Annotated in this window: 17 protein-coding genes and 1 pseudogene; 10 read left to right on the top strand and 8 right to left on the bottom strand. The window is 36.9% G+C overall.

Annotated elements, in window-relative coordinates; genetic code table 11:
* Nucleotides 1–115: 115 nt before the first annotated feature.
* Entirely contained in the window at nt 116–439 is a 324-nt protein-coding gene (locus tag HNP81_RS15995; protein ID WP_182503265.1) for an MGMT family protein, read from the bottom strand.
* A gap of 269 nt (nt 440–708) precedes the next feature.
* Between HNP81_RS15995 and HNP81_RS16000 the strand changes: the two genes are divergently transcribed.
* The 3 genes from HNP81_RS16000 to HNP81_RS16010 all read left to right on the top strand — a co-directional run bounded on the left by HNP81_RS16000 (nt 709) and on the right by HNP81_RS16010 (nt 5,142).
* A complete protein-coding gene (locus HNP81_RS16000; RefSeq protein WP_182503266.1) occupies nt 709–2,490 on the top strand; it encodes a sensor histidine kinase in 1,782 nt (593 codons plus the stop codon).
* Nucleotides 2,468–3,205 carry a LytR/AlgR family response regulator transcription factor gene (locus HNP81_RS16005; protein ID WP_182503267.1) on the top strand — a complete coding sequence of 246 codons (738 nt, stop codon included), beginning with the start codon at nt 2,468–2,470 and terminating at the stop codon, nt 3,203–3,205. Before HNP81_RS16000 ends, HNP81_RS16005 begins: the two co-directional genes overlap by 23 nt.
* A gap of 131 nt (nt 3,206–3,336) precedes the next feature.
* Nucleotides 3,337–5,142, top strand: a complete 1,806-nt coding sequence (locus HNP81_RS16010; protein ID WP_028393849.1) for a carbon starvation CstA family protein — start codon at nt 3,337–3,339, stop codon at nt 5,140–5,142.
* A 52-nt stretch (nt 5,143–5,194) separates the two neighbouring features.
* Here HNP81_RS16010 and pulA read toward each other — a convergent pair.
* Together pulA and HNP81_RS16020 are read right to left on the bottom strand one after the other, a co-directional pair.
* Nucleotides 5,195–7,402, bottom strand: a pseudogene (gene pulA / locus HNP81_RS16015) (type I pullulanase); the annotation flags it as partial.
* A gap of 506 nt (nt 7,403–7,908) precedes the next feature.
* Nucleotides 7,909–9,294: an MATE family efflux transporter gene (locus HNP81_RS16020; RefSeq protein WP_246399390.1), complete on the bottom strand. Its 1,386-nt coding sequence runs from the start codon at nt 9,292–9,294 to the stop codon at nt 7,909–7,911.
* 459 nt (nt 9,295–9,753) lie between these two features.
* Between HNP81_RS16020 and HNP81_RS16025 the strand changes: the two genes are divergently transcribed.
* On the top strand, nt 9,754–10,461 hold the full coding sequence (locus tag HNP81_RS16025; protein WP_028393847.1) for a pseudouridine synthase: 708 nt from the start codon (nt 9,754–9,756) through the stop codon (nt 10,459–10,461).
* 143 nt (nt 10,462–10,604) lie between these two features.
* On the opposite strand, the gene HNP81_RS16030 is transcribed toward HNP81_RS16025, so the two are convergent.
* From HNP81_RS16030 to sigV, 3 genes are all read right to left on the bottom strand, one after another.
* Nucleotides 10,605–11,909 carry a sensor histidine kinase gene (locus HNP81_RS16030; protein ID WP_182503268.1) on the bottom strand — a complete coding sequence of 435 codons (1,305 nt, stop codon included), beginning with the start codon at nt 11,907–11,909 and terminating at the stop codon, nt 10,605–10,607.
* Between the two features lie 364 nt (nt 11,910–12,273).
* The gene (gene rsiV, locus HNP81_RS16035; protein WP_182503269.1) at nt 12,274–13,143 is read right to left on the bottom strand and encodes an anti-sigma-V factor RsiV; all 870 of its coding nucleotides are present in this window, start codon (nt 13,141–13,143) and stop codon (nt 12,274–12,276) included.
* A 23-nt stretch (nt 13,144–13,166) separates the two neighbouring features.
* Entirely contained in the window at nt 13,167–13,646 is a 480-nt protein-coding gene (sigV, locus tag HNP81_RS16040) for an RNA polymerase sigma factor SigV (RefSeq protein ID WP_028393844.1), read from the bottom strand.
* A gap of 213 nt (nt 13,647–13,859) precedes the next feature.
* On the opposite strand from sigV, the gene HNP81_RS16045 reads away from it, so the two are divergent.
* Together HNP81_RS16045 and HNP81_RS16050 are read left to right on the top strand one after the other, a co-directional pair.
* Entirely contained in the window at nt 13,860–15,290 is a 1,431-nt protein-coding gene (locus tag HNP81_RS16045) for a polysaccharide deacetylase family protein (RefSeq protein WP_034302560.1), read from the top strand.
* Between the two features lie 320 nt (nt 15,291–15,610).
* Complete coding sequence (locus HNP81_RS16050; protein ID WP_182503270.1) at nt 15,611–17,293, top strand: MFS transporter; 1,683 nt, start codon at nt 15,611–15,613, stop codon at nt 17,291–17,293.
* Between the two features lie 77 nt (nt 17,294–17,370).
* Here the strand turns inward: HNP81_RS16050 and HNP81_RS16055 are convergent, their stop codons facing one another.
* Nucleotides 17,371–18,783 (bottom strand): MFS transporter, encoded by a 1,413-nt coding sequence (locus HNP81_RS16055; RefSeq protein WP_182503271.1) that lies wholly within the window; start codon nt 18,781–18,783, stop codon nt 17,371–17,373.
* A gap of 607 nt (nt 18,784–19,390) precedes the next feature.
* Nucleotides 19,391–20,440, bottom strand: a complete 1,050-nt coding sequence (locus HNP81_RS16060) for an NAD(P)/FAD-dependent oxidoreductase (protein WP_182503272.1) — start codon at nt 20,438–20,440, stop codon at nt 19,391–19,393.
* A 187-nt stretch (nt 20,441–20,627) separates the two neighbouring features.
* Between HNP81_RS16060 and HNP81_RS16065 the strand changes: the two genes are divergently transcribed.
* The 4 genes from HNP81_RS16065 (at nt 20,628) to HNP81_RS16080 (ending at nt 24,459) form a co-directional block, all read left to right on the top strand.
* Nucleotides 20,628–21,473 (top strand): ABC transporter ATP-binding protein, encoded by an 846-nt coding sequence (locus HNP81_RS16065; RefSeq protein WP_182503273.1) that lies wholly within the window; start codon nt 20,628–20,630, stop codon nt 21,471–21,473.
* Nucleotides 21,424–22,350 (top strand): iron-hydroxamate ABC transporter substrate-binding protein, encoded by a 927-nt coding sequence (locus HNP81_RS16070; protein ID WP_182503274.1) that lies wholly within the window; start codon nt 21,424–21,426, stop codon nt 22,348–22,350. Before HNP81_RS16065 ends, HNP81_RS16070 begins: the two co-directional genes overlap by 50 nt.
* Before the next feature lie 94 nt (nt 22,351–22,444).
* Nucleotides 22,445–23,455, top strand: coding sequence for a FecCD family ABC transporter permease (locus tag HNP81_RS16075; protein WP_182503275.1), 1,011 nt, complete (start codon nt 22,445–22,447; stop codon nt 23,453–23,455).
* Entirely contained in the window at nt 23,452–24,459 is a 1,008-nt protein-coding gene (locus HNP81_RS16080; protein ID WP_182503276.1) for a FecCD family ABC transporter permease, read from the top strand. The genes HNP81_RS16075 and HNP81_RS16080 overlap by 4 nt, the downstream gene beginning before the upstream one ends.
* Nucleotides 24,460–24,479 lie beyond the last annotated feature (20 nt).

Below are 24,479 nucleotides of genomic sequence, written 5' to 3' on the forward strand. Positions count from 1 at the left end.
CCCAAAGGGTCTGACCACGCTCGCTATACACCAAGTTCATAAGTAGTACTTACACTTAATTTGAACGGTATACCGCGGGGGCTGACCCTTTCTTTATGGAACCTTCCTTAGTTTTTTAGTCTTCATACACGACCTCTGAGTGGAACTGAAATTCCTGAAGATCAATGGTACCATCTATCCTGAATTCAACCCCTTCACTTTGTAGGGAAAGCTTTTGAATCTGAAAATGCTCATCATCTTTTATACCTATCAAGCCTTTCGAATTAACGACTCGATACCATGGCAGACGATGTTTTTCGCTCATAGAGTGAAGGATTCTGACAACCTGCCGCGCCCCTCGTGGACTACCAGCTAATTTAGCAATTTGGCCATAGGTCATCACATTACCTTCTGGAATATTTTGAATAATCGAGATAACTTTTTCAGTAAATGGTTTCATGTTCTTCCTTTCATTATTACTCTGATTAATCATAGATTTATATGAAAGAGTGTGGAACTTCTCCTTCGCTTTATTGGGAATAATTTTTCATACTACTATAGTATACTAGCTCTTATTAGATAACAGCCTCGTTTAAGAAGTTAATTGATATGCTTATTATTAATTATCATCTTTAGTGTGTGTAAAAAATCCCTTATAATGAGGTGGAAAAGGTGAATTTATTTCCATAATCATACTCGTGTTTGAATAATAATAAAGGAAGGATGACAATGTTCAATTTAGCACCATTAATGCTTGAAAAAGTCGGAATTATTGTTATTGTTGCTTTTCTATTCGCACAAATGAAATCGTTTCGCCAAATTGTACAAAATGAGCATAAAACAAATGAGAAAGTCATGCTCATTTTGCTATTCGGGGCATTCGGAGTCATCAGCAACTACACAGGCATTGAAATTCATCATAACACCATCGCGAAAGCTGAATGGCTTTCAGAAATAGACCCAGAAAGTGCCCTGGCCAATACTAGGGTGATGGGTGTCGTCATTGGTGGGTTGCTCGGTGGTCCTACCGTTGGTATTGGAGCAGGTCTAATTGCAGGTATCCACCGGTATACACTTGGAGGATTCACAGCATTTTCTTGTGCACTCTCTACGATCTTGGCTGGAATTGCTGCTGGATATTTTGGCAGAAAGCGAAAGCAAAATGGGAAAAAAATAACATCTACTTTTGCCGTCTTAATTGGAATGACAGTAGAAACTGGACAAATGTTGATTATTTTACTAAGCGCTAAGCCGTTTGAGCATGCATTAAGTCTTGTTCAAATTATTGGCTTTCCCATGATTGTCGTCAATGGATTCGGTACATTGCTGTTTATGTTCATTATTCAATCGATGATGCGTGATGAAGAACGTGCACGTGCAAACCAAACTAACCAGGCCTTTCATATTGCCGATCAAACTTTGCCATTCTTTCGACAAGGTTTAAACATTCGATCCTGCAAGGAAATATCAAAAATTATGCTGAAATTGACAGATGCCGATGCTGTTGCGATAACAGATGAATATCAAGTCCTTGCCCATGTTGGGGAAGGTTCAGACCATCATATACCCAAGTCGCAACTTGCTACAGGTTTAACCAAACGAGTCCTTGGAAGCGGCACCATTTCTGTTGCAAGATCAAGAGAAGATATCTTCTGCTTTCATAATCATTGTTCGTTACAAGCTGCCATCGTCTTACCTTTAAAGGTGCAAAATAAAACCGTAGGTACTTTAAAAATGTACTTCACCCAACCAGATAAGTTAGACAAGGTGCAACAGCAGTTAGCAGAAGGTTTAGCTAACTTATTCTCAACACAATTAGAACTTGCTGAGGCAGAGAGACAAATGAAACTGTTGAAAGATGCAGAGATTAAAGCTTTACAAGCACAAATTCACCCGCATTTTTTATTTAACAGTCTGAATACAATTTCCATATTATGCCGAACAGATGTAAGTAAGGCTCGAAAATTACTTCTTGATCTAAGTTCATTTTTTCGGGGCAATTTACATGGGGCGAGGCAGATGCTCATTCCCTTAGACAAGGAATTAGAAAATGTTAAAGCATACTTGTCATTAGAGCAAACTAGGTTCCCAGACAAGTACAACATTGAACTTCAACTAGAACCTGGACTAGAAAAAATACTTATCCCGCCATTTACATTGCAGCCTATCGTTGAGAACTCCATTCATTATGGCTTTAAGAAAAGCAAGGATGAAGGTAACATCACCATTCAAATTTTCACTAAAAATAATACGATGCGAATTGTTGTCGCAGATAACGGAAATGGAATTCCAGCAGAAAAGATTAAATTACTCGGTAAACAGATTATGCAGTCAAAAAAAGGGACAGGCACTGCCATTTTTAATATAAGTCAGCGGCTAAATGGCATCTATAATGGTCAAGCTAGTTTAGCTATAAACAGTGAAGTAAATGTTGGGACAACCATTACGATTTCCATCCCTCTTGATAGTAAAGGAGTTTTTGATCAAAATGTTGAAAGCCTATATAGTTGATGATGAACCATTAGCAAGAGATGAATTGAAATATCTACTTATTCGAAGCAAACAAGTCGAAATCTTAGGTGAAAGTGATTGTCTCGAAGATGCAATTGTAGATATTCCTAAGTTAAAACCAGATCTAGTATTCTTAGATATTGAACTTGCTGAAGATAACGGCTTACAGCTAGCCAGGCATATTCTCACCCTAGATCCATTACCAGCCATTGTCTTTGCAACAGCCTATGACGAATATGCACTACAAGCCTTTGAATTGAACGCATTAGACTATTTATTAAAACCATTCGATGAAAATCGGATTCAAAAAACATTGGAGAAAATCCAGCATATGCAAAGAATAGGTGAAAAGGAAAACAACTCTCACCTTACATTGAAAAAAGATCATAATGGGAAAATTGCTGTCCTGATTGATGAAAGATTTGTTTTATTAACATGTGATGACATTGTTTTCATAGAGTCATCTGAAGGAAAATCCATTATCCAAACGACGGAACAAACATACAAAGTCAACGAGGCATTGGTCGTTCTCGAAAAAAAGCTAATCGGAGGCAAATTTATCCGAGTTCATCGCAGTTTCATCGTGAATATAGACCATATTATCGAAATTGAGCCATGGTTTAATTCTACCTATAATTTAATTATGAAAGACAGTTCGAAAGTTCCTGTGAGCCGTACCTATGTAAAGGAATTGAAGCATCTTCTTGGTTTCTGAATATTTTGTAGCTCACCTTTCCATTTCTGCAACTCAACTTTCTATTTTTGTATTTCAAATTGAAAGGCTCTTATTTTTGTTTTTATTTAGTATGATGGGATTAGAGCATTAAGGAATGGGGGAACAGAAAAATGAATGCGATTACAATTGTTATTGGTTCTATCTGCATACTCTTAATTGTATACCGTTTATATGGTACATTCATGGCGGCCAAGGTTTTGAAGCTTGATGATTCAAAGCCGACACCTGCTCATAAATTAAAAGATGGGCAAGATTATGTACCTACTAATAAATGGGTTACGTTTGGACACCATTTTGCAGCGATTGCTGCAGCGGGACCGTTAGTTGGACCAATATTAGCAGCTCAATTCGGTTATTTACCAGGATTGCTTTGGCTTCTAATTGGGGCAGTAGTCGGTGGAGCTGTCCACGATATGGTTGTTCTCTTTGCTTCGATGCGAAGAGATGGAAAATCATTATCAGAAGTAGCAAAAGAAGAGCTTGGGCCTGTTGCGGGTTTCTGTACTGGCTTAGCAATGTTATTCATCATTACCATTACTATGGCAGGACTTTCATTAGTAGTTTTGAGCGCATTAGAAAGAAACCCATGGGGTACATTCGCTGTCGGAATAACGATTCCGATTGCAATGGGGGTTGGCTTGTATCATAAAAAAACAGGTAACTTAAAGGTTGCGACGATTGTAGGTTTTGGTCTCATTATGGCTGCTATCGTCTTTGGGCCAAATATTCAAGGCACGGCATTTGGCGATTTGTTAACATTTGAAAAAAGCACACTTGCTCTTATTCTACCAATCTATGCATTCTTTGCAGCCGCTTTACCAGTCTGGTTATTGCTAGCACCACGCGATTATTTAAGTACATTTATGAAGATTGGTGTATTCGCAGCATTAATCCTTGGCGTATTCTATGTAAATCCCGCTGTTCAATTCCCAGCATTTACGGAATTTATTAATGGCGGTGGGCCAATTATCGCAGGACCTGTTTGGCCATTCATCTCCATTACGATTGCTTGTGGAGCAATCTCAGGCTTCCATGCATTCGTTGGTTCTGGTACAACACCGAAAATGATCAATCGTTGGAGTGACATTAAAGGTGTTGCTTTTGGGGCTATGCTTGTTGAATGCTTAGTTGCGATTATGGCTTTAATTGCTGCAGTTTCCCTGCAACCAGGAGATTATTTCGCAATCAACTCAACACCAGAGAAATATGCAACACTAGGAATGGAAACGGTTAACCTTGATAAACTGAGTGAAGAAGTTGGGATGGATCTCGAAGGAAGAACAGGCGGAGCCGTTACACTCGCAGTCGGGATGACATACATCTTCACGGAAATTCCAATTTTCGAGAAAATGGCATCCTACTTTTATCAGTTTGTTATTCTATTCGAGGCTGTCTTTATTTTAACGGCTATCGACTCAGGAACTCGAGTTTCACGTTATTTGATCCAAGATTTCCTTGGAGACTTCATTAAACCGTTAAAACGGACAGATTCACTTCCTGCTAATATTTTTGCAAGTGCGCTAGCATGCTTTATCTGGGGATATCTCCTTTTCTCCGGTGACATTAGTTCCATCTGGGCGTTATTCGGAGTATCGAACCAATTAATGGCTGCTATCGGGCTTATTGTCGGTGCAACAGTAGTTCTTAAAATCGCTGACAAGCGTTGGTATATGTTAACATGTCTGGTTCCACTGGCTTACTTGTATGTAACAGTTAACGTCGCAGGGTACTGGATGATTACAAATGTATACTTAAACACAGAAAACGCTGGATACAGTGTGTTAAATGGAATCCTTTCTATCATTATGCTAATTCTAGGTCTTGTAATCATTATTGCTTCCATTAACAAATGGACTCAACTATGGAAAATTCCACAAACCGTATTAGTAGAACGGTCAAAAACGGAAGCTTCCTAATAATATAAGTAGGGGATTTCCCTTTTGGGACATCCCCTACTATATTCTACATTCACTTTGTTTCCAGCACAAAAGTAGTTAATGCTGGAACTGTAATTTCATTGGATTGGATTTTTGCAATTGTCTTTGTTCCAGCTTTTTGTCCATTTACAAGCAGAGAGAATTTCCCATTATTCGGCAATCTCAGATTGATGGCCTGCATGTTTGCGTTATGAACGACAGTTAGTACGGTTTTTGATTTTTTTTCCGGACTTGTTAAAGTATAAGCAATTACATTTTTCGGTGCTTCCAAGAAAGTCAAATGTTGATGAATTTCCTCCGCTGTTCCAAGGCGAAATGCAGGATATTTTCCCCTTAAATGAATAAGACCTTTCATATATTCAACTTCTTGATGGTATTCCGCTCTCCGCTCCCAATCAAGTTGATTGATTATGTCTGGCGACTTATAGCTATTATAATCTCCGCCTTTTGTACGCATAAATTCCTGACCAGCATGAATAAACGGAATTCCTTGCGAAGTGAGAATAATTGATGATGCTAGCTTATGCATTTGTTTCCGTTCCTCTTCTGTAGCATCAGGATTCGTTAACGCAAGCTTATCCCAAAGTGTGTGGTTGTCATGGGATTCTACATACGTTACAACTTGACCCGGATCAAGATAGCTGTCCATACTTTTGGCAACAATACCTTTTTTAATCGTTTCTTCAAGCCCCGATTTTCCATTTACAAAACCTACATCACGCTCTTCAAAGACACTTCCCTTTAAACCATCACGAATCTGATCATTAAAATGAGCAATTCGAGGCATCGCAGCTGCATTCTTTTGGTTTGCTTTCTTCTCGGCAGCTAGTGGAGTGTTTAAGTCCCAGCCCTCACCAATTACAATGATGCTTGGGTCAATTTTATCCAAAGCCAAACGCACTTCATTCATCGTTTCAACATCGTGTATGCCCATTAAATCAAAACGAAAGCCGTCAAGATGATATTCCTTTGCCCAGTAAGTAACTGAATCGACAATGAATTTGCGCATCATTTTTCGTTCAGAGGCGGTATCATTGCCAACACCAGATCCATTTGCTAATGTTCCGTCTTCGTTATAACGGAAATAATATCCTGGCACTAATCGGTGGAAATTCGATTCACTAACAGAATACACATGGTTATACACAACATCCATAACAACACGAAGATTCTGCTTATGAAGCGCTTGAATCATTTGTTTCACTTCCGTGATTCGCATCTTTGGATTATATGGATTTGTTGAATAAGAACCCTCTGGTGCATTATAATTCTTCGGGTCATAGCCCCAATTATATTGCGGCACATCCAGCTTTGTTTCATCAACAGTTTCATAATCGTACATAGGAATAAATTGAACATGAGTAACGCCCAAGTCTTTAATATGACTAAGACCCGTTTTCACACCTTTTGGACCCTTTGTGCCCAGTTCGGCAACTCCTAAATATTTCCCTTTTTGCTTAATCCCGCTTTCTTCTTGGATCGATAAATCACGAATATGAAGCTCATAAAAAATAGCGTCCTCTGCTTTTTTCAAAGCTGGTTTCTTAGTTGACCAATTCTTTGGATTTGTACTTGTTAAATCCACAACCACGCCTTTTTCACCATTTACGGTAACGGCACGTGCATACGGATCGACTGCTTCTGACCACTTGTCACCAATCCTCACTTTATACGTATAAACCAACCCATCCTGGTTTCCTTGCATTTCAAATTTCCATGTTCCCTTTTCCGCCTGTTTCATGGTTATTTCTTTTCCCGTTTGGTCGTCCCATTTATTATATATAACAAGCTTAGCCTCGCTTGCAGTAGGTGCCCAAAGCCGAAAAGCAGTCATGTTTTTGGCGTACACACTCCCTAAATCATTCCCATCGTAATAAAAGAGGCGATCAAATTCTTCTGAACGAATCACTGTACCCATCTCTACAGTCGAAGTTCCGAAGTGTTGCTTCGATACTTTATACGTTTTTTTCAAATCAAGATTTTCTTCTGTTATTATTTTTATTTTGTTTGTCGTTGTTTCACTTTGATTATGGGCTTGAATTTCCTTAATTTGTACTCCTTCAAAAGTGATTCCAGCAAATTTCCCATCACTTAATGAAAATGGAAAATTAGTTTCTAACGTAATTTCATTCATTTTATCTATTATTGCACTGACGATTTTTGGCGTACGGTCTATTTGTGATGAGTTATAATACACCAGTTCAACCCCTCGTGTAATCCAAATTTCCTCCGGTCCTTCTACCTTTCATTTCGTAATAATGCATTCATTGAATTCCCTAAGTCAATCGTTACATTGACGAAATTCAATACCTTTCCAAATTCAAGTTCATCTTATCCATCAGCCTACCCAAAGATTCCGCTTTTTCTTGGTTTACAGTTTCTTGATTTTAGACCGTTGTGTTTTGGTAGCAAACGTTTGCACAGAATTGCTAGAAAAACCAAAGTGTAATCTGTCCATCGTTGACATTTGCACTTTTATTACCCTAATATTGCCCCTTTCCTATTTTTTAAATATTCTATATTTTAATTATAATCAAAATATTCAAATTTGCATATGGTGATTTTTAAATAACTAACTTTAGTAGTAGTACGTTTATAAGATCGTTGCTGCTCTAAAAATGGGCCAAAAAGCAAAGAGTCTGACTCCGCAACGACTAAATTCAGTATAAGATACGTGTAAGAACACGACATCCTGATTTAGAGTGCGAGGTCAGACCCTTATGAGACGCCCTCATTGCTTCATTCTCATGGAGAAACAACTGGTTCTACCTTTATGTCATCTTGCTTTACGAGCGCATGCTTCTCCCATTTCCGGCTCTTCCATCTGAAAAACATAATGCATGCTCGTGTCCACTCGTCAGCAGCAATGGCAAGCCAAATTCCTGGTAAACCAAGACCGAGGTGGAAGACAAAGAAATATCCTAGCGGAAGACTCATTCCAACCATTGAAAATGCGCCAATCAAGACGGGATATTTAGCATCCCCTGATGCACGTAATGAATTAATTAGAACAATGTTTATCGTACGACCCGTTTCAAGCAGGATACTTAAAAGCAAGACACTTGCACCCATTCGAATAATTTCAGGATCATCAGAGAATAGGCCCATCAATGGTTTTCGAAGTAGAATAACAAGCATAACCATAGATAAAGTAACGACTAATGCCCACTTCACGCTTTTCCACACCCGGAAGTACGCGTCATCTTTCCGATTTCCACCGACATAACGACCGACTATAATTGACGTTCCCATTCCAATAGCCATAGCAAACAAGTAAATGAACATAGAGATATTTGTAGCATATTGTCTTGCAGCTAGAGAACTAGCACCAAGATACGTTGCATAATATAAGAACACGATTTGACACGTTTGATACATGATCTGCTCAAAGGCAGATGGCAAACCGATTTGTAGTATTTTACGAATGTACTCCCACGATAAAGAGAAATAATACTTAAGTTTCACGCGAACTTCCATCACTTGATACAGAAGCCAAAAGAATACAAGCAACGCAAGGAATCGGCTAATGACTGAAGAAATAGCCGCACCTTGAACACCTAACTCAGGAAACCCAAACTTCCCGAAAATGAGTGCATAATTTCCTATTATATGAATCACGTTCATTCCAAGGGAAACAAACATTGCTTCCTTCGTAAAACCATGAACCCGAATTATGGCAGCTAATGAATTAATAATTGCTTGTAGGAAAATAGCTCCTCCAACAATCTTCAAATAACTATGAGCATAAAAGAGGATATCCCCCGATAAGTTCAAACCTTGCATCAATCTCTCACTATAAAAAACAAAAACAATACTTATCAAGATACCAACTATTAAATTAAGGACAACTGCAATTGCAGATATTTTAGCAGCTTCCAAAATTTTTCTTGAACCGATATACTGAGCAATAACGATGGCAGCACCATTACCAATCACTTCTAAAATAAGGATAGCGATATGGAGATATTGATTGGCAGCACCTACACCAGAAACTGCATCATCAGAAATTGCACTCAACATAAACGTATCGACAATCCCCATTAACATGAATAGAAATATCTCTAAAAAAATAGGCCATGTAAGCGAGAATAGATTAAGATCTTTCTGTATCTTCGATGATTGTTTTACCAAAAATTCACCTTCTTACTCTCTATACTTTATTAAACAAATAGTATCGTATCACAGTTGAATTGCAGTTACACGAACTTTTTGAAGTGTTAACAAAACATTATGATTATTATCAGGATAGAGGGTGTCCCCAAAGAAGGGGCAGACTCCGCAACGGCTAAATACAGTATAAGATAAATAGATGAAACACGATATACTGAATTAGAGTGCGAGGTCAGACCATTATGCCCACATCCTCAACCTTTATAATAATTTTTATGGTGATTTTTTCATACTAAAAAGTGAATTTTCAATCAGTGGGGTTACTGCCCCATTAATACGGGATAAACTAAGATCTTTCATCCTATATGTATAGATCGGAAATGGGAAGGAAATTGAAGATTATTACGTACTACCTTGTGCAAATACATGCATTTGCGTTATCTTAGAATCACAAATCTAAATATAAAGGTGTGCGTACTTTTGCGAATTAACAAGTATATTAGCGAGTCTGGGATTACATCAAGACGAGGTGCCGATAAGTGGATTGCTGAAGGCAAAGTAACAATTAATGGCGTCACCGCTGAGTTAGGCAGCCAGGCTCAGCCAGGAGACGATGTGCGAGTGGATGGAAAACCGGTTATTATCGAACAACAAGGAATATACCTTGTCCTCAATAAGCCAGTTGGTATTACAAGCACTACTGAAAAACATATCAAAGGAAATATTGTAGACTTCGTAAACCACCCATTGCGCATTTTTCATATAGGTCGACTTGATAAAGATTCCGAAGGATTAATCTTACTCACGAATGATGGCGATATCGTAAATGAAATTCTACGCTCTGAAAATAAACATGAGAAAGAATATATTGTACAAGTAGACAAACCAATTACAGACTCATTCTTAAGGAATATGGCTTCAGGCGTAGAAATCTTAGATACTAAGACACTTCCATGTAAGGTCACTCAACTTGGTAAAAACCGTTTCAAAATTATTCTAACACAAGGTTTAAATCGACAAATTCGTCGTATGTGTTCTGTACTCGATTATCAAGTAGTAAGTTTGCAGCGGATTCGAATCATGAATATTAAGCTAGGCGAACTTGCAGTTGGCCAGTGGCGTGATCTTACTAAGACTGAAAAAGAGCAATTATTCTCCGAGCTTAACTACACGCCTCGAAAACGATAATTCTATAAAAAGAAAGGTGTCCTCAAACAAAGGGTCTGGCTCCGCAACAAATACATACCGTATAAGGTATGTGTATGAAACAAGACATATTATATTGATTTAGAGCGCGAGGTCAAACCCTTATGAGACACCCTTTTTCACGATTATGACTTAGGTATATTACATGTAACAACTATTTCACGATCCAGTACATGAAACTTAATCTGTCCATCATATCTTTTAACAATTTCCTTTACGATAAATAACCCCTGTCCTCTTATCTTGCCCGCCTTTTCTTTTTTAGTTGAAAAGCCTCTTTCAAAAATATTGTCGATCACCTTTTCATCCACATCATGTCCGGTATTCGTTACTTCAAAAAAATATTGACTGTTACTTACTTTACAGGCTACTTTAATTCTCCGATCAGACTCTGGCAATTCTATTGTAGCTTCAATCGCATTATCGATTAAATTAGACATAATTTTTATCAAATCAGTTGATTTAATTTTTGAAAACGAATCATCGCAAATATCAAACGCAATTTCAATGGAATGGTTATTCGCAGTAATTCTTTTTGTTTCAATTAATACAGATAGTCCAGGGTTATTGACATTCAATTTAATATTCTCAATCGCATGTACTTCTTTAAAGAGATACGTTAAATACTCTAAAGCTTGTTCATGATTGCCCAGTTTCAACAAACCGTGGATGACTTGAATATGGTTTGAAAAATCATGACGTAAAGACTGCACAGAAGAGATTAAAGAACGGAACTCCGATTGATACGTTACTTCTGTCTCTCCCACTTCTTTTTTCAACTCTTTTTGATACCACTTTTCGATGATTAAAAAGGATAAGAGCAAGACAACTACGAATAGGCCATTAAAAATCAGCATATATGAATTGTTTTTTATTACATCATCACCGATATTATTGAGCACTTGTGTACTTATATCAATGCCTAGAAAGCCGATTATCTCATTTTGGTTATCAATAATTGGCACCCCGACGGAAAGATATTGTCCATATACCGGATCATTAATAACGCCCGTATAATACGTTTCCCCCTCATATGCTAGTGATACCTGCTTTTCTGGTACAGTACATTCTAAGCCTATTTCTATATTGTCTGACTTTAACATCCCTGGTACCATTACTCTCGAAACTTTAGGATTATCGACGGCTAGTGAATAGAGATGTAAAGCACCGATTTTTTCTTTCGCATCATTAAAGTATTCATTGATAGCATGATACTCTTTTCCTTTTACCGGATTTTCAAGAAACTTCTTGTACAGCTCTATATCCATGGAAGCTGCGATGCTCTTTGCTGTCTCAACATTGTGGACAGCAATCGATTCTTCTATTGTCTTTTTAATAGTAAGATAAGATGCAAGTATATTCACACCTGTGAAGAATATTACTAAAAATAGGGCCAATCCAAAAATCAATTTTATCTTTGTCTTTTTCATAAGAAAGTTTTTTCCAACCTTTATTATGGATTTCTTGAGCAGAGTGAAACATCAATCAGTTGGGGTTTTCTTCACCCCCACCTTCGTTTCTTCGAGTCCTCTTAGCCTTGAGGTGGGCGGTCTTACTGCCTGTTAATGCGGGATAAATTACCCTATATCAACTTAATGATATCGTACGTTTATTCTACTATACTTTAAAAGGGTTACATAACAAAAAAAGGATTATCTATAAAATCAAATTTTTTTCATTTTAATAAGATTACTAGCTTTTAAAGCCTTCTAATAATATGGAGAGTAATAAATTGAAAGGAATACAAAGAGGGGAAATGGAAGAATAGAATCTTCTATCCTTCCACTGAAATTATTACTTAATATACTCTTTTCCGACAAGAATATCCGAAATTTCATCTGTCGGAATGATAAATTCTACTGGTCCCATATAGCCTGGTGCTACCTCATATTGATCAAAGGCGATAACGAGCTTGTTCTGTTCATTAATGTAGAATTTTTGATTTCTATCAATTTTTTCAAATCTTACCGGATCATCTTCACTAACCCAATAGATTTTATTCGGATCACTTTTCATCTGCTCAGCTATCTGAGCTTTGATATTTTCACTTAATACATCTATATAGCTTTCATTTTTAAATAAACTCTTTAAGGTGAGTAAGACTTGATTTTTTTTATCTACCGTATCGAACTGCATTTCCGTAGAAGAAGATGCCTGGGTAATGACGTTATAGCGGCGAATTGAGAATATGGAATCATTGTCAGTCAGCACTTCATACCCACTAGTGACAGCCATATTTGCATTTTCTCCTTCTTTCAGTTCTGCCAACGTCTTTGTAAACTCTTGATACAATTGCTTACTTTCTGCAATATATTTTTCATTCAATGAAGCTTCCAGACCTGAATTGTCCAAACCAGAAATCGCAGGAACTTTAATATCCATACTTGCTTGGTTATCCTTCTCTTCTTTCCACTCCTGAAATGTGATTACATCAATGACCTTGCCTATAATCGGAATATTAGACATCGCATTAGCAGCCGAAGGACTCGAATTGACCGTTGCGATTAACAAAATAGCGGCAGCCACTGTACCTATTGACCATTTATACGCTACCTTCCTTTTTTTAGTGGAAGTTTGAAGCGCTCGGTTTACAACATCATCCAACTCCTTTGGAATAGGTATGTCCATATAATGATCTTTTAATTTTCCCAACTTTTTATCCATTTTCTATGGCCTCCTAGGATCAATTAATCCATTTTAATACGTAGTAATTCTAGTGCTTTATACAATCTCGTTTTAATGGTATTAATGTTTTCTCCTAAAATTATTGCAATTTCTTCTAGCTTAAGATCTTCAAAATAACGAAGGATGATGATCGATTTATATTTAACTGGTAAATCGTCAATCGCCTTTTGTAAGTCTATATTTTGATAGTCATCCTCATGGCCTTGACTGAAAAACTCTAAAGTATCCACATCTGCAAGTGTCACTTTCTTATGTTTACGCAAAAAATCCAATGCAGTATGAACAATAATCTTATAAAACCAGCTGTTAATCGACTGAGAATCATTAATCTTGTCGACCGAGATTAATGCCTTTTTAATGGACTCTTGAATAATATCAAGGGCATCATCTTTATTTTTTACATAACTATAAGCAAGCCGGTAGTAGTTTTCCTTTTTTTCAGTTATTGTTGTAATAAGTAATTGACGGATATCCTGAACCATTACATGAAAGAGCTCCTTTTTCTTGAAGTTGGTACGTACCATTTAGTGTTACATTGGATAGACGTGTGAAAATCTAAGAAAGTTTGTACCACCAACAAAAAAATATTGGCTAAATTTACATTTTAAAAAAGTAAGAAATTTGCAGTTTTTTGAAACAAATCTTTTCCTCTAAACGTCTATCTGATAGACTGATAGTATAAGGGGACTCGTATTATGAAAATAAAAATAGACCAATTAAAAAGAATTAAATTTAAACGTGTTTTTACATTATTAGTATGTATATTCGTACTAGTTTTATCCATAAGATATGTCATTTCTGAAAAAGCTCAGGCCACAATTAAAAAAGAACCAGAAATTAATTCAGACAGAAAATACCCTACGGTAGAGATACAAACATTGATTAAAGACCAAACCCATGGCGGATATTCCGTAAGTTATCCATCATTACATATAAAAAAAATTGATCAATCGTTAAAAACATATGTAAAAAAAGAGATTGCCAACTATCAGCAAACGCTTGCACAGAATGCTATCTCGAAAAACATCTCAACAGAATTAACAATTACATATGATATTACACATTATAGTGAGCAAACGGTAACCATTCTATTTAACAAGTATATATTTACAGGTGGTAAATGGGGAGAACCATCCATTCAAACATTTACCTTCGATCTTCCTTCAAAAAAGCAGATTTCACTACAAGATATTTTCTATGAAAATAGTGATTATTTGAACAGCTTATCAATGATTGCTTTTACTGAATTGAAGCAGAATAAAAATCTTACAGAATTAGAACAGTTAAAAGAAAAAACGAAACCATCGATTGAAAATTTCAGCGAATTTTCTTTGCTCGAAAATACGATCGTCTTATACTTCCAGCCATTTCTAAAGCCAACTGGCTATTCTGAACCACAATCAATCGCAATAAAAAAAGAAATATTCGATTCAATATTGCTAGATCAATATAAAAACACCGAAGCGAATAAAAACAAAATTAAAGAAACGCCTCCAAGCCATATCGTGACGGAAATTCCAAATTCAAGTGGGATTGATCCAACTAAAAAAGTCATTGCTCTTACCTTTGATGACGGTCCAAGTAAAGGACCAACAACTTTAATCCTGGATGCATTGAAAGAATCTGACAGTCACGCCACGTTCTTTGTACTTGGAAGTCGTGTTCAATATTATCCAGAAATCATTCAAAGAATGCTTGAGGAAGGCAATGAGGTTGGCAATCACTCTTGGGACCATCCCCAGCTGTCTCGCTTGACCGAAGAGCAGGTACAACACCAAATTTTAGACACTCAAGCGATCATTAAAAAAGTAAGCGGTCATGAACCTATTCATCTTCGTCCACCTTATGGCGCGATTAACGATAACGTTCGGCAGTACTTAGGGGGGGGATTGAGCGTTACTTTGTGGAATGTCGATACAGAAGATTGGAAATCACGAGATAAAGACCAGATTGTCCAGTCAGTGATGAGCAAAGTTGCAGACGGCAAGATTGTCCTTATGCATGATATTTATGCTACGAGTGCCGAAGCTGCCATCGAAATCATTAAACAGCTTAAAGCTCAAGACTATCAATTAGTGACAATTTCCGAGCTTGAAGAAGTGAAGAAACAGCGGCAAGAAGCTTAGCTATAACTAACAAAGGGTAAAAACACAGCATACTTTTTACGTTGAGCCTATCCCGTATTCCTGCCATACCATATAATAAATGCCTCGCCTAGATTTGTGGCGGGGCTTTCATTTTGCTAAAACTGATCAATCAGTGAGGGGTTCTTCATCCTACCGAATGTTAGTTCTATTCTCTATATGTACTCTATTGTAGTGTTGAAAACTGTACCTCCCCTTCATTCATATTTCAAGGCAATTCTATTGTAAGAATTTCTACGAATCTTTTGACTAGGTTATCCGTATTAATCATTAGGACAATAGATTTTGAAAGGAGTTACTTTATGGAAAACATCTTTCTATTTTCACTCATTATCGGGATAGTATCTTCACTTATCCTAGTACCCATTTACAAACGGGAAAAATCAAATGAAAATGAGGATAAACAGCTAAAATTAGGAGCCTTAATAGCCACTTTGATCCTGTTAGTACTAATTATGTTTTCATTCTATTATCTAAGTAATCTGGATAGGAATCTATCTTCTTTATGGTTGTTAACCATTATTATTACCGCTTTGGGCGCAGTACTTGCAACTGGTAAGGAAAGAATCATTAAAGCCGTTCTATTCGCTGGAAGTCTTATCCTCGCAGCCTTTTTCCTAACCGCAGGTCTGTTTAATGCCGATGAAAAGTATGACAAGGCAAAGATGGAAGAGAAAGTCGAAATCAAAACGTTTGATGAAAAGGAGACGCCTGCAAGTGTTCCACCACAATTTGCACGCAACAAAATGAGAAAGGCATTCGGCCAAGTTCCAAATACAAGCTATTTCGAACTCGGAAGACTACAAATTCAAAAAGTAAACGGGGATTATGTATATATTGCGCCGGTTGAATTTTCAGGATTTTTCAAATGGTGGAAAGGAGAACAAACACCTGGCTACTTTATTTTAAGCGCTACTGATTCTACAGCCAATCCTAAATTCATAAAGGAAGAGATGATGTACACTCCTTCCTCTTATTTCAATAAAAATATTGAGCGTCATATTCGAATGCAATATCCGAAACATATCTTTTATGGAGATGCACAATTAGAGATTGATGATGAGGGGAAACCTGTTTACGTACGTTCGTTTGGTGACTTTATTTCTGCTCGGAATGGATTTACTGTAAAAGGCCTAGTTGTTGTAAATCCTAAAACGGGGAAAACGACTGCATATAATTTAGCTGATGTCCCAGAGTTTATAGATGGCGCTGTTTCACCTGAAGTAGTCAGCTTACAAAATAGTTATTTCGGCAATTATGTACATGGTTTTTGGAATAGCAAATTTGGTAAATCGGATGTAAAACTTCCATCAGATGAAGGTACAGAAGCCAATGTAACACCGATTTTTAGTGAAGATGGAGAGATGTATTATTTCACTGATTTCACAAGTCCAAAAGAAGGCGTGGATTCCATGCTCGGCTACTCTCTTACAAACTCAAGAACTGGAAAAGCGACGTACTATACAGGAAATCTTGAAGAATCATACATGGATTCACAAGGAGCTTTGCAAATTATCGAAAAGAAATTTATTGAAAAGAAATGGCATGGAGAGATGTCAGTTCTTTATAATTTCTACGGCGAGGCAAGCTGGTTAACACCTGTACTTGATTCTAATGGTTTTCTACAAAATTACTTTATCGTATCTGCAGCTAATCCGGAAATTTCCACATATGGTATCACTCCAAACGAAGCATTAAAACAATATAAGACAGCCTTGCAAAGAGGTGGAGGTACTGTCGATGGAAGCTCAAAAGCAGAAGAAAAGCAGTTAAGTGGAACTGTCGTAAGAGTCTATAAAGAAAAGTCTGGGGACTTCACTGTTGTTTCTTTTTTATTAGACAACCACCAAAGCTATATGATTTCTTCTGAAAAAAATCCGAAGTCCATCTACTTAAAAGAAGGAGATAAGGTGAACATTACCTATTTAGCGACGGATGAAGATTTCTTGCCTGTGAAAAGTCTAATAATTGAAGGACTGGACTAATCTTATCCCTATAGAAATGCAAAACACGATGAAGCGATCAAAGCCTTCATCGTGTTTTTATTGATAATTTAGTTGATTTAATTTGAAGCTTTTCTTTTTTCAGCCAAATCAACAGCAAGTTGGATCGTACGTTTCTTACTCAACGGATATAAAAATGTTAAAATTAAGAACACAATTAGAAGGATGACCGCCGGCACTAAAGTAGCTAGTGCATGAATACCATCTAATGCGCCTTGTGTTTGCGCTTCACGAGTTGCATCATATCCAACAGCTGCAATCGCAAAACCACCAAGACCACCAGCAATGGCTTGCCCTACTTTACGAGCAAATGAATAGATCGAGTAAACGGTTCCATCTTCACGTAATCCTGTTAAATATTCATGATAATCAATTACGTCTGTTACGAATGCCCAAACTACTAAATTAAAGAATCCATATCCGAACATTGCAACACCTAATAGAGAAATAAATTGAGTCGCAGATAAGTTAGGTAAGAAGTATAAAAGAGCATATACAGCGGCTGCCAATAACACACCTGCTGCTGCTACTTCTTTTTTGCCAAACCTAGCAACTAATGGTTTCACCATTGGCATAGCAATAAATGTAGTAGCTGTTCCAACAAAACCTACGATACTTAATGCTGCAGCCGTACCAAAATAATCTTTAAATAAATACACGTTAACTGCGCCCGTAAGCATGAAACACACTAAAAATATTAGAGCCATAGCAAGAAGCCAAATTAACGGTTTGTTTTTCATAAGACCTTTTAATGTTTGACCTAAATTACCTTTTGGCTTTTCAGTTTCAGGTGCGACAATACGTTCAGTTGATAATTTATAACATGCCATATAACAAGAGATAGAAAGAATACCAAAGATAATGGCTCCCATTAGAAAACGGCCTGAATCTGCTTTATTATCTACAAATAAGATCAATGGACCAACTACATTAATAATTAGACCTGCCAACGCACCACCCAAAGCTCTGAAAGTAGATAAAGTTGTACGTTCAACTGGATCACTTGTGATGACAGATGCCATCGAACCATAAGGAATATTAACAGTACTATATAAAGTACCCCAAATGATATAAGAAGCAAAAGCATATGCCAGGTAAAAACCATCAGACATTCCTGGAATATGAACAAACATTAATATCCCTGAAATAACAAGCGGGAATGACATTCTGAAAATCCACGGTCTAAATTTACCGTTTTTACCCGCTTTCCTTGTGTCAATGAAACGTCCCCACGTAACATCCGCTATCGCATCCCATAAACGAGCAACTAAAAAGAGTGTACCAACTATTCCCGCATTAATATGGAAAACATCTGTATAATAAACCATTAAGAATGAAGAAACAAGAATAAAGAAGAAATCATTCCCGAAATCACCAAACAAATAACCAAGTTTATCTCTCATACCAAATTTTCTACTTACCCCATTTGTTGCCCCTGTTTCTTCAACTAATTTTCTGGCAGCCTGGCCCATTTTTACCCCTCCATTTAAAAGCATAATTCCCCAATCAATATAGGCAAATCCCCAATTTTCTATAAGTAGTTTGAAAATCTCTACTAAATCAGGAATTTACAACATATGGATCTCCATTTCCCTTTAAAGACTGTTCTAAATTAATAATTGGAAGCCTTTTCAAAAAGTATTAAAAAATTTTTATTACATCTCGAGATTCGCAGGTAATTAGTTTAATAAACTAATTAATTTCTGTATGAGTAGAATATCACCCTTCATTCACTTCCGTCAACATATTTTTGTAAGCGCTACAAAAATATTTTCTAGGACTATATTCCTATTCATAGAATATAATTGATCCTTTTGATTGGATCATTTAGATCAGGATATGTTAAAAACACACTGTTGCTTTTGGCATACCAGCTCCACAGAAAGCGAACGCCTAATCTGAAAAGCAGCAAGCGAGCTTCTGGTAGCTAAAAAAGTACCTTTGCATAATCTTAACCAGTAAAATATAGATGAGGAGACTATCTCATACATATGGTGTCTGACATATTGGCATTTAAGACGGCCTCCTCAATTTATCTTAACAATTATATATCTCGTTAAAAGATACTAAAACAATGATTTAATAAATCAATTGTTTAACTAAATCCCTATTCCGTTTTTTAAAAATTTCATTATGTGAAGAGACCATCGCACTTTTACTAGCGTCAGGTTGAATAAATCGCTTAGCCTTGTTAACGGCGTTTGCTGCATCTTGGAAAGCACCAGCAATTAAATGAACTTTTCCTTCATAATGAAGAATATCACCAGCGGCATATAATCCATCTATTGAGGATTCGCTCGTAGCATTACCTGCAATATAAAAATTCTCTACTAAATCAATATTTAATGGACTATTTCCAAGTAGTGCCGAATCACGTTCATAACCATGATTAATGATTACATCATCAATGGACAAATGTGAAACATTGCCTGTTTCGGAATTCGTCAATTCAACACGTTCTATTACTTCATGATTCTCACTAGCCATTAGCTTGGTAATAGATGTATTATAAAAACATTCTGTGGAACTTTGCATTAATTGTGTGACTTGTGCTTCGTGACCTGTAAATGTATCTTTCCTATATGTGATATACACTTTCTTTGCAATAGGCTCTAGCTCATTTGCCCAATCTATGGCAGAATTCCCTCCGCCTGAAATAATGACTGTCTTATCTTTGAATCGTTTCAAAGACTTTACTGTGTAATGCAAATTCGATATTTCAAATCGTTCCGCGCCTTCAATTTGTAACTTTTGAGGATTCAATATGCCACCCCCAACAGCCACAATGACTGTTTTTGAGAAATGCCTTTGACCAGAAGTAGCTTCCAAGACAAAAAAACCTTCTTCATTACGTGTGATTGACTCTACCTTTTCATTCAAGACAACTTCAGGGTTAAATGTTAATCCTTGCTTAACAAGTTGTTCGATCAATTTTTCTCCCGGTATGGGTGTCAGACCTCCAACATCCCAAATCATTTTCTCAGGATATACATGTATTTTCCCACCTAATTGTGGTTGGAATTCAATAATCTTCGTTTTCATTTCTCTAAGTCCACTATAAAAGGTTGAATAAAGCCCTGCTGGACCTCCTCCAATGACAGTCACATCAAATAATTCCGGTTGTTCCATCGTAATTCACTCCTCAGCATCTAATTATAACTGATTATCATTCTCATTTAAGGATACATCCTATTTATTATTTTTACAATAGAAATAATAGTTGACAGCATATATATATAGACTTATATTAGGGATGTGCTTTGAAAATGATAATCATTATCATATACACTTAGGTGTTCCAAAAGGAGGTTTCATCGTGGCACGTCTATATACAGATGACCTAAATATTGGTTATGGAGAACGGTTAATTGTTAAAAATCTCAATATAGTCATTCCCGATAAAAAAATTACTACCATTATTGGTTCCAATGGATGTGGAAAATCAACACTGCTGAAAGCCATTACTCGAATCATTTCACACCAGTCTGGAACGGTTGTATTAGATGGGGAAAATATCTCAAAGGAGAATACAAAAGTACTTGCGAGAAAAATGGCGATCTTGCCGCAAACACCAGAAAGTGCTAGCGGATTAACAGTTGGCGAGCTAGTATCTTATGGCCGTTTCCCTTATCAAAAGGGCTTTGGCCGCCTAACTAAAAAGGATTATGAAGTCATTGATTGGGCTCTTGAAGTGACAGGAACGAAAGACTTTAAATACCGTTCGGTAGATGCACTATCAGGAGGTCAGCGTCAACGCGTGTGGATTGCTATGGCTCTAGCACAAGAAACCGAAATGATTTTTCTAGATGAACCAACAACTTATTTAGATATGGCGCATCAGTTAGAAGTTTTGGAACTTTTGCAAAAACTAAATCAAGATCAAAAGCGCACAATTATTATGGTCCTACATGACTTAAACCAAGCTGCCCGATTTGCTGACTATATTATTGCTTTAAAAGATGGGGAAATCGTAAAAGCAGGAAGTTGTGAAGAAATTATCACCCATGATGTGTTAAGAAAAGTATTTCAAATCGATGCTGAAATCGGCAGAGACCCAAGAACTAATAAACCAATGTGTTTAACTTATAATTTATTAAAAGGAGATTCATATCATGAAGAAACTATACTTTCCGATTATCCTACTACTATTGCTAGTTATTAGTGCTTGTAGTAATAACACAACACAAGATGAGAGTAAAAAGGACGAGAATCAAGAAAAAAAGCCGGAAACCATTACATACGAATCTGAAAATGGACCGATTGAAGTCCCAGCTGATCCACAACGTGTAGTCGTGCTGTCAAGCTTTGCTGGAAATGTCATGTCATTAGGCGTTAACCTTGTAGGTGTTGATGAATGGTCTAAAATGAATCCAAATTTTGAAGAAAAACTTAAAGGCGTCGAAGTAGTAACAGATGAAAGCTTGGAAAAACTTATTGAATTACAACCAGATTTAATTATCGGTTTAGACAATGTTAAAAATATTGATAAACTACAAGAAATTGCCCCAACTGTTGTTTACACATACGGAAAAGTGGATTATTTAACACAGCATATTGAAATTGGTAAACTGTTAAATAAAGAAAAAGAAGCACAAGCTTGGGTGGATGATTTCAAACAACGGGCACAAGCTGCTGGAAAAGAAATTAAAGCTAAAATTGGTGACGACGCGACTGTTTCTGTCATTGAAAACTGGGATAAACAACTATATGTTTACGGCGATAATTGGGGGCGAGGAACTGAAATTTTATATCAAGAGATGAAATTAAGCATGCCAGAAAAAGTTAAGGAAACAGCCTTGAAAGATGGTTGGTATGCATTGTCCTTAGAAGTACTTCCAGAGTTCGCAGGTGATTACGTCATTTTAAGCAGAGACTCTGAAACAGACAATTCATTCCAAGAAACAGATACGTATAAAAACATTCCAGCTGTTAAAAACAATCGAGTATTTGAAGCAAATTCAAAAGAATTCTACTTTAATGACCCACTAACTTTAGAATTACAATTAGACTTCTTTAAAAAATCATTTCTAGGTAACTAATTTTTTTGAAAGAGGATATCCCATAAAGAAAGGGTCAAAGCCCTATTACTGGGACATCCTCTTTCATTTTAAAAAAAGGAAAGATGAGAGACTAATGAAGAAGGATAAACAACAATCTATTCAACTATTATTAAAGTTTTTAGCAGCATTCATTTTATTTGTTAGCATGTTTCTTGTTTCAATCATATTTGGTGCTGCCGACACTACTATGAAAGATATTTGGCTCACACTTACATCTAATGCCACTAGCAGTGCTATTTCGATTATCCGCGAAATTCGTTTACCGCGGGAAGTTGGAGCAATTTTTGTTGGAGCAGCATTAGCTGTCTCTGGTGCTATTATGCAAGGAATTACGAGAAATCCCCTTGCTGATCCAGGTTTGCTTGGTTTATCAGCAGGAGCGAATACAGCTTTAGCAATCACCATTGCCTTTATTCCTTCCGTAAATTACTTTGGTATAATGGTTGCTTGTTTTATTGGAGCAGCTGTAGGTTCCTTCTTGGTTTTTGGGATTTCCACCATGAAAAAAGGCGGCTTTTCTCCACTCCGAATTGTCCTAGCTGGTTCTGCTATTTCTGCTTTTCTATATGCAATCGGCGACGGGATTAGTATTTATTTTAAAGTGGCTAAAAATGTTTCTATGTGGACGTCTGGAGGATTGATCGGAACAACTTGGGGGCAACTTCAAGCTATTATTCCTGTCATTTTAATTGGTATTATTATTTCTATTGTTCTCTCAAGACAATTGACGATTCTTAGTTTAAATGAAGAAGTCGCTGTAGGATTAGGTCAAAAAACAACACAAATAAAAATTATTCTTTTTGTTGTTATTATCCTTCTTGCAGGTGCTTCTGTGGCGCTAGTCGGAAATATGGCCTTTATCGGCTTAATGATCCCACATATTGTTCGAGCAATAGTAGGGACAGATTATCGCTATATTATTCCTATGTCTGCCATTTTAGGCGCTTCTTTCATGCTTCTAGCTGATACACTCGGACGGACTCTGCATTCTCCTTATGAAACACCGGTGTTTGCCATCGTTTCACTAATAGGCTTACCTTTCTTCCTAATTATCGTTCATAAAGGGGGCAAGGCATTCTCATGATTCAGTCCGCATTAATTAGAAAACAAAGAATCATTTTATGCACTTTACTAGTACTCATTTTACTAACAATTATAATAGGTATGGGATTAGGCTACGCTTCACTTTCCTATGATCGCCTTCTTCCAACTCTGATTGGGCAAGGCACGTTTAAAGAGGAATTTGTTCTATTTTCTATTCGACTGCCCCGAATTTTAATTACAGTATTAGCAGGAATGGCGCTTGCCCTATCTGGTGCTATTTTACAAGGAGTCACTCGCAATGATCTAGCTGACCCCGGCATTATTGGCATTAACTCTGGGGCAGGTTTAGCAATCACGGTTTATTTTCTATTTTTCCCGATAGATGTTAGTTCATTTGTCTATATGCTACCATTAGTCGGGTTTTGCGGGGCATTAGTAACTTCCTTCTTCCTATACATCCTGTCCTATAATCGCAGGGAAGGTTTACTGCCGACAAGATTTGTATTAGTTGGAGTTGGTTTATCAATGGCTTTTTCCGGAGCCATGATTGTCCTGATATCATCTTCTGAACGGGAAAAAGTCGACTTTGTTACTAAATGGCTAGCCGGTAATATTTGGGGAACGGATTGGCCTTTCATTTTGGCTATGCTTCCATGGCTAGTCATTCTCATTCCATTTACTTTATACAAAGCAAATCGCTTAAATATTCTTGGCTTAAGTGAACCTGTCGCAATTGGTGTTGGTGTTTCCATCGAAAAGGAACGTATCAGTTTGCTTTTAACAGCCGTTGCTTTGGCTGCTTCAGCCGTCTCCGTTACAGGGGGAATTGCATTTATCGGTCTTATGGCTCCACATATTGCTAAAGCATTAGTCGGCCCGCGAAATCAATTATTCATTCCTGTCTCTCTTCTAATGGGAGGATGGTTATTATTACTCGCAGATACAATCGGCCGTAATTTAGTCGATCCTGACGGAATTCCTGCTGGCATTATGGTTTCATTAATTGGTGCTCCTTATTTTATTTATTTGCTATTTAAAAAATAGCTCACATATGGTGATGTTCA

This window comes from Peribacillus huizhouensis (assembly GCF_014138605.1).
Lineage (GTDB): Bacteria > Bacillota > Bacilli > Bacillales > DSM-1321 > Peribacillus > Peribacillus huizhouensis.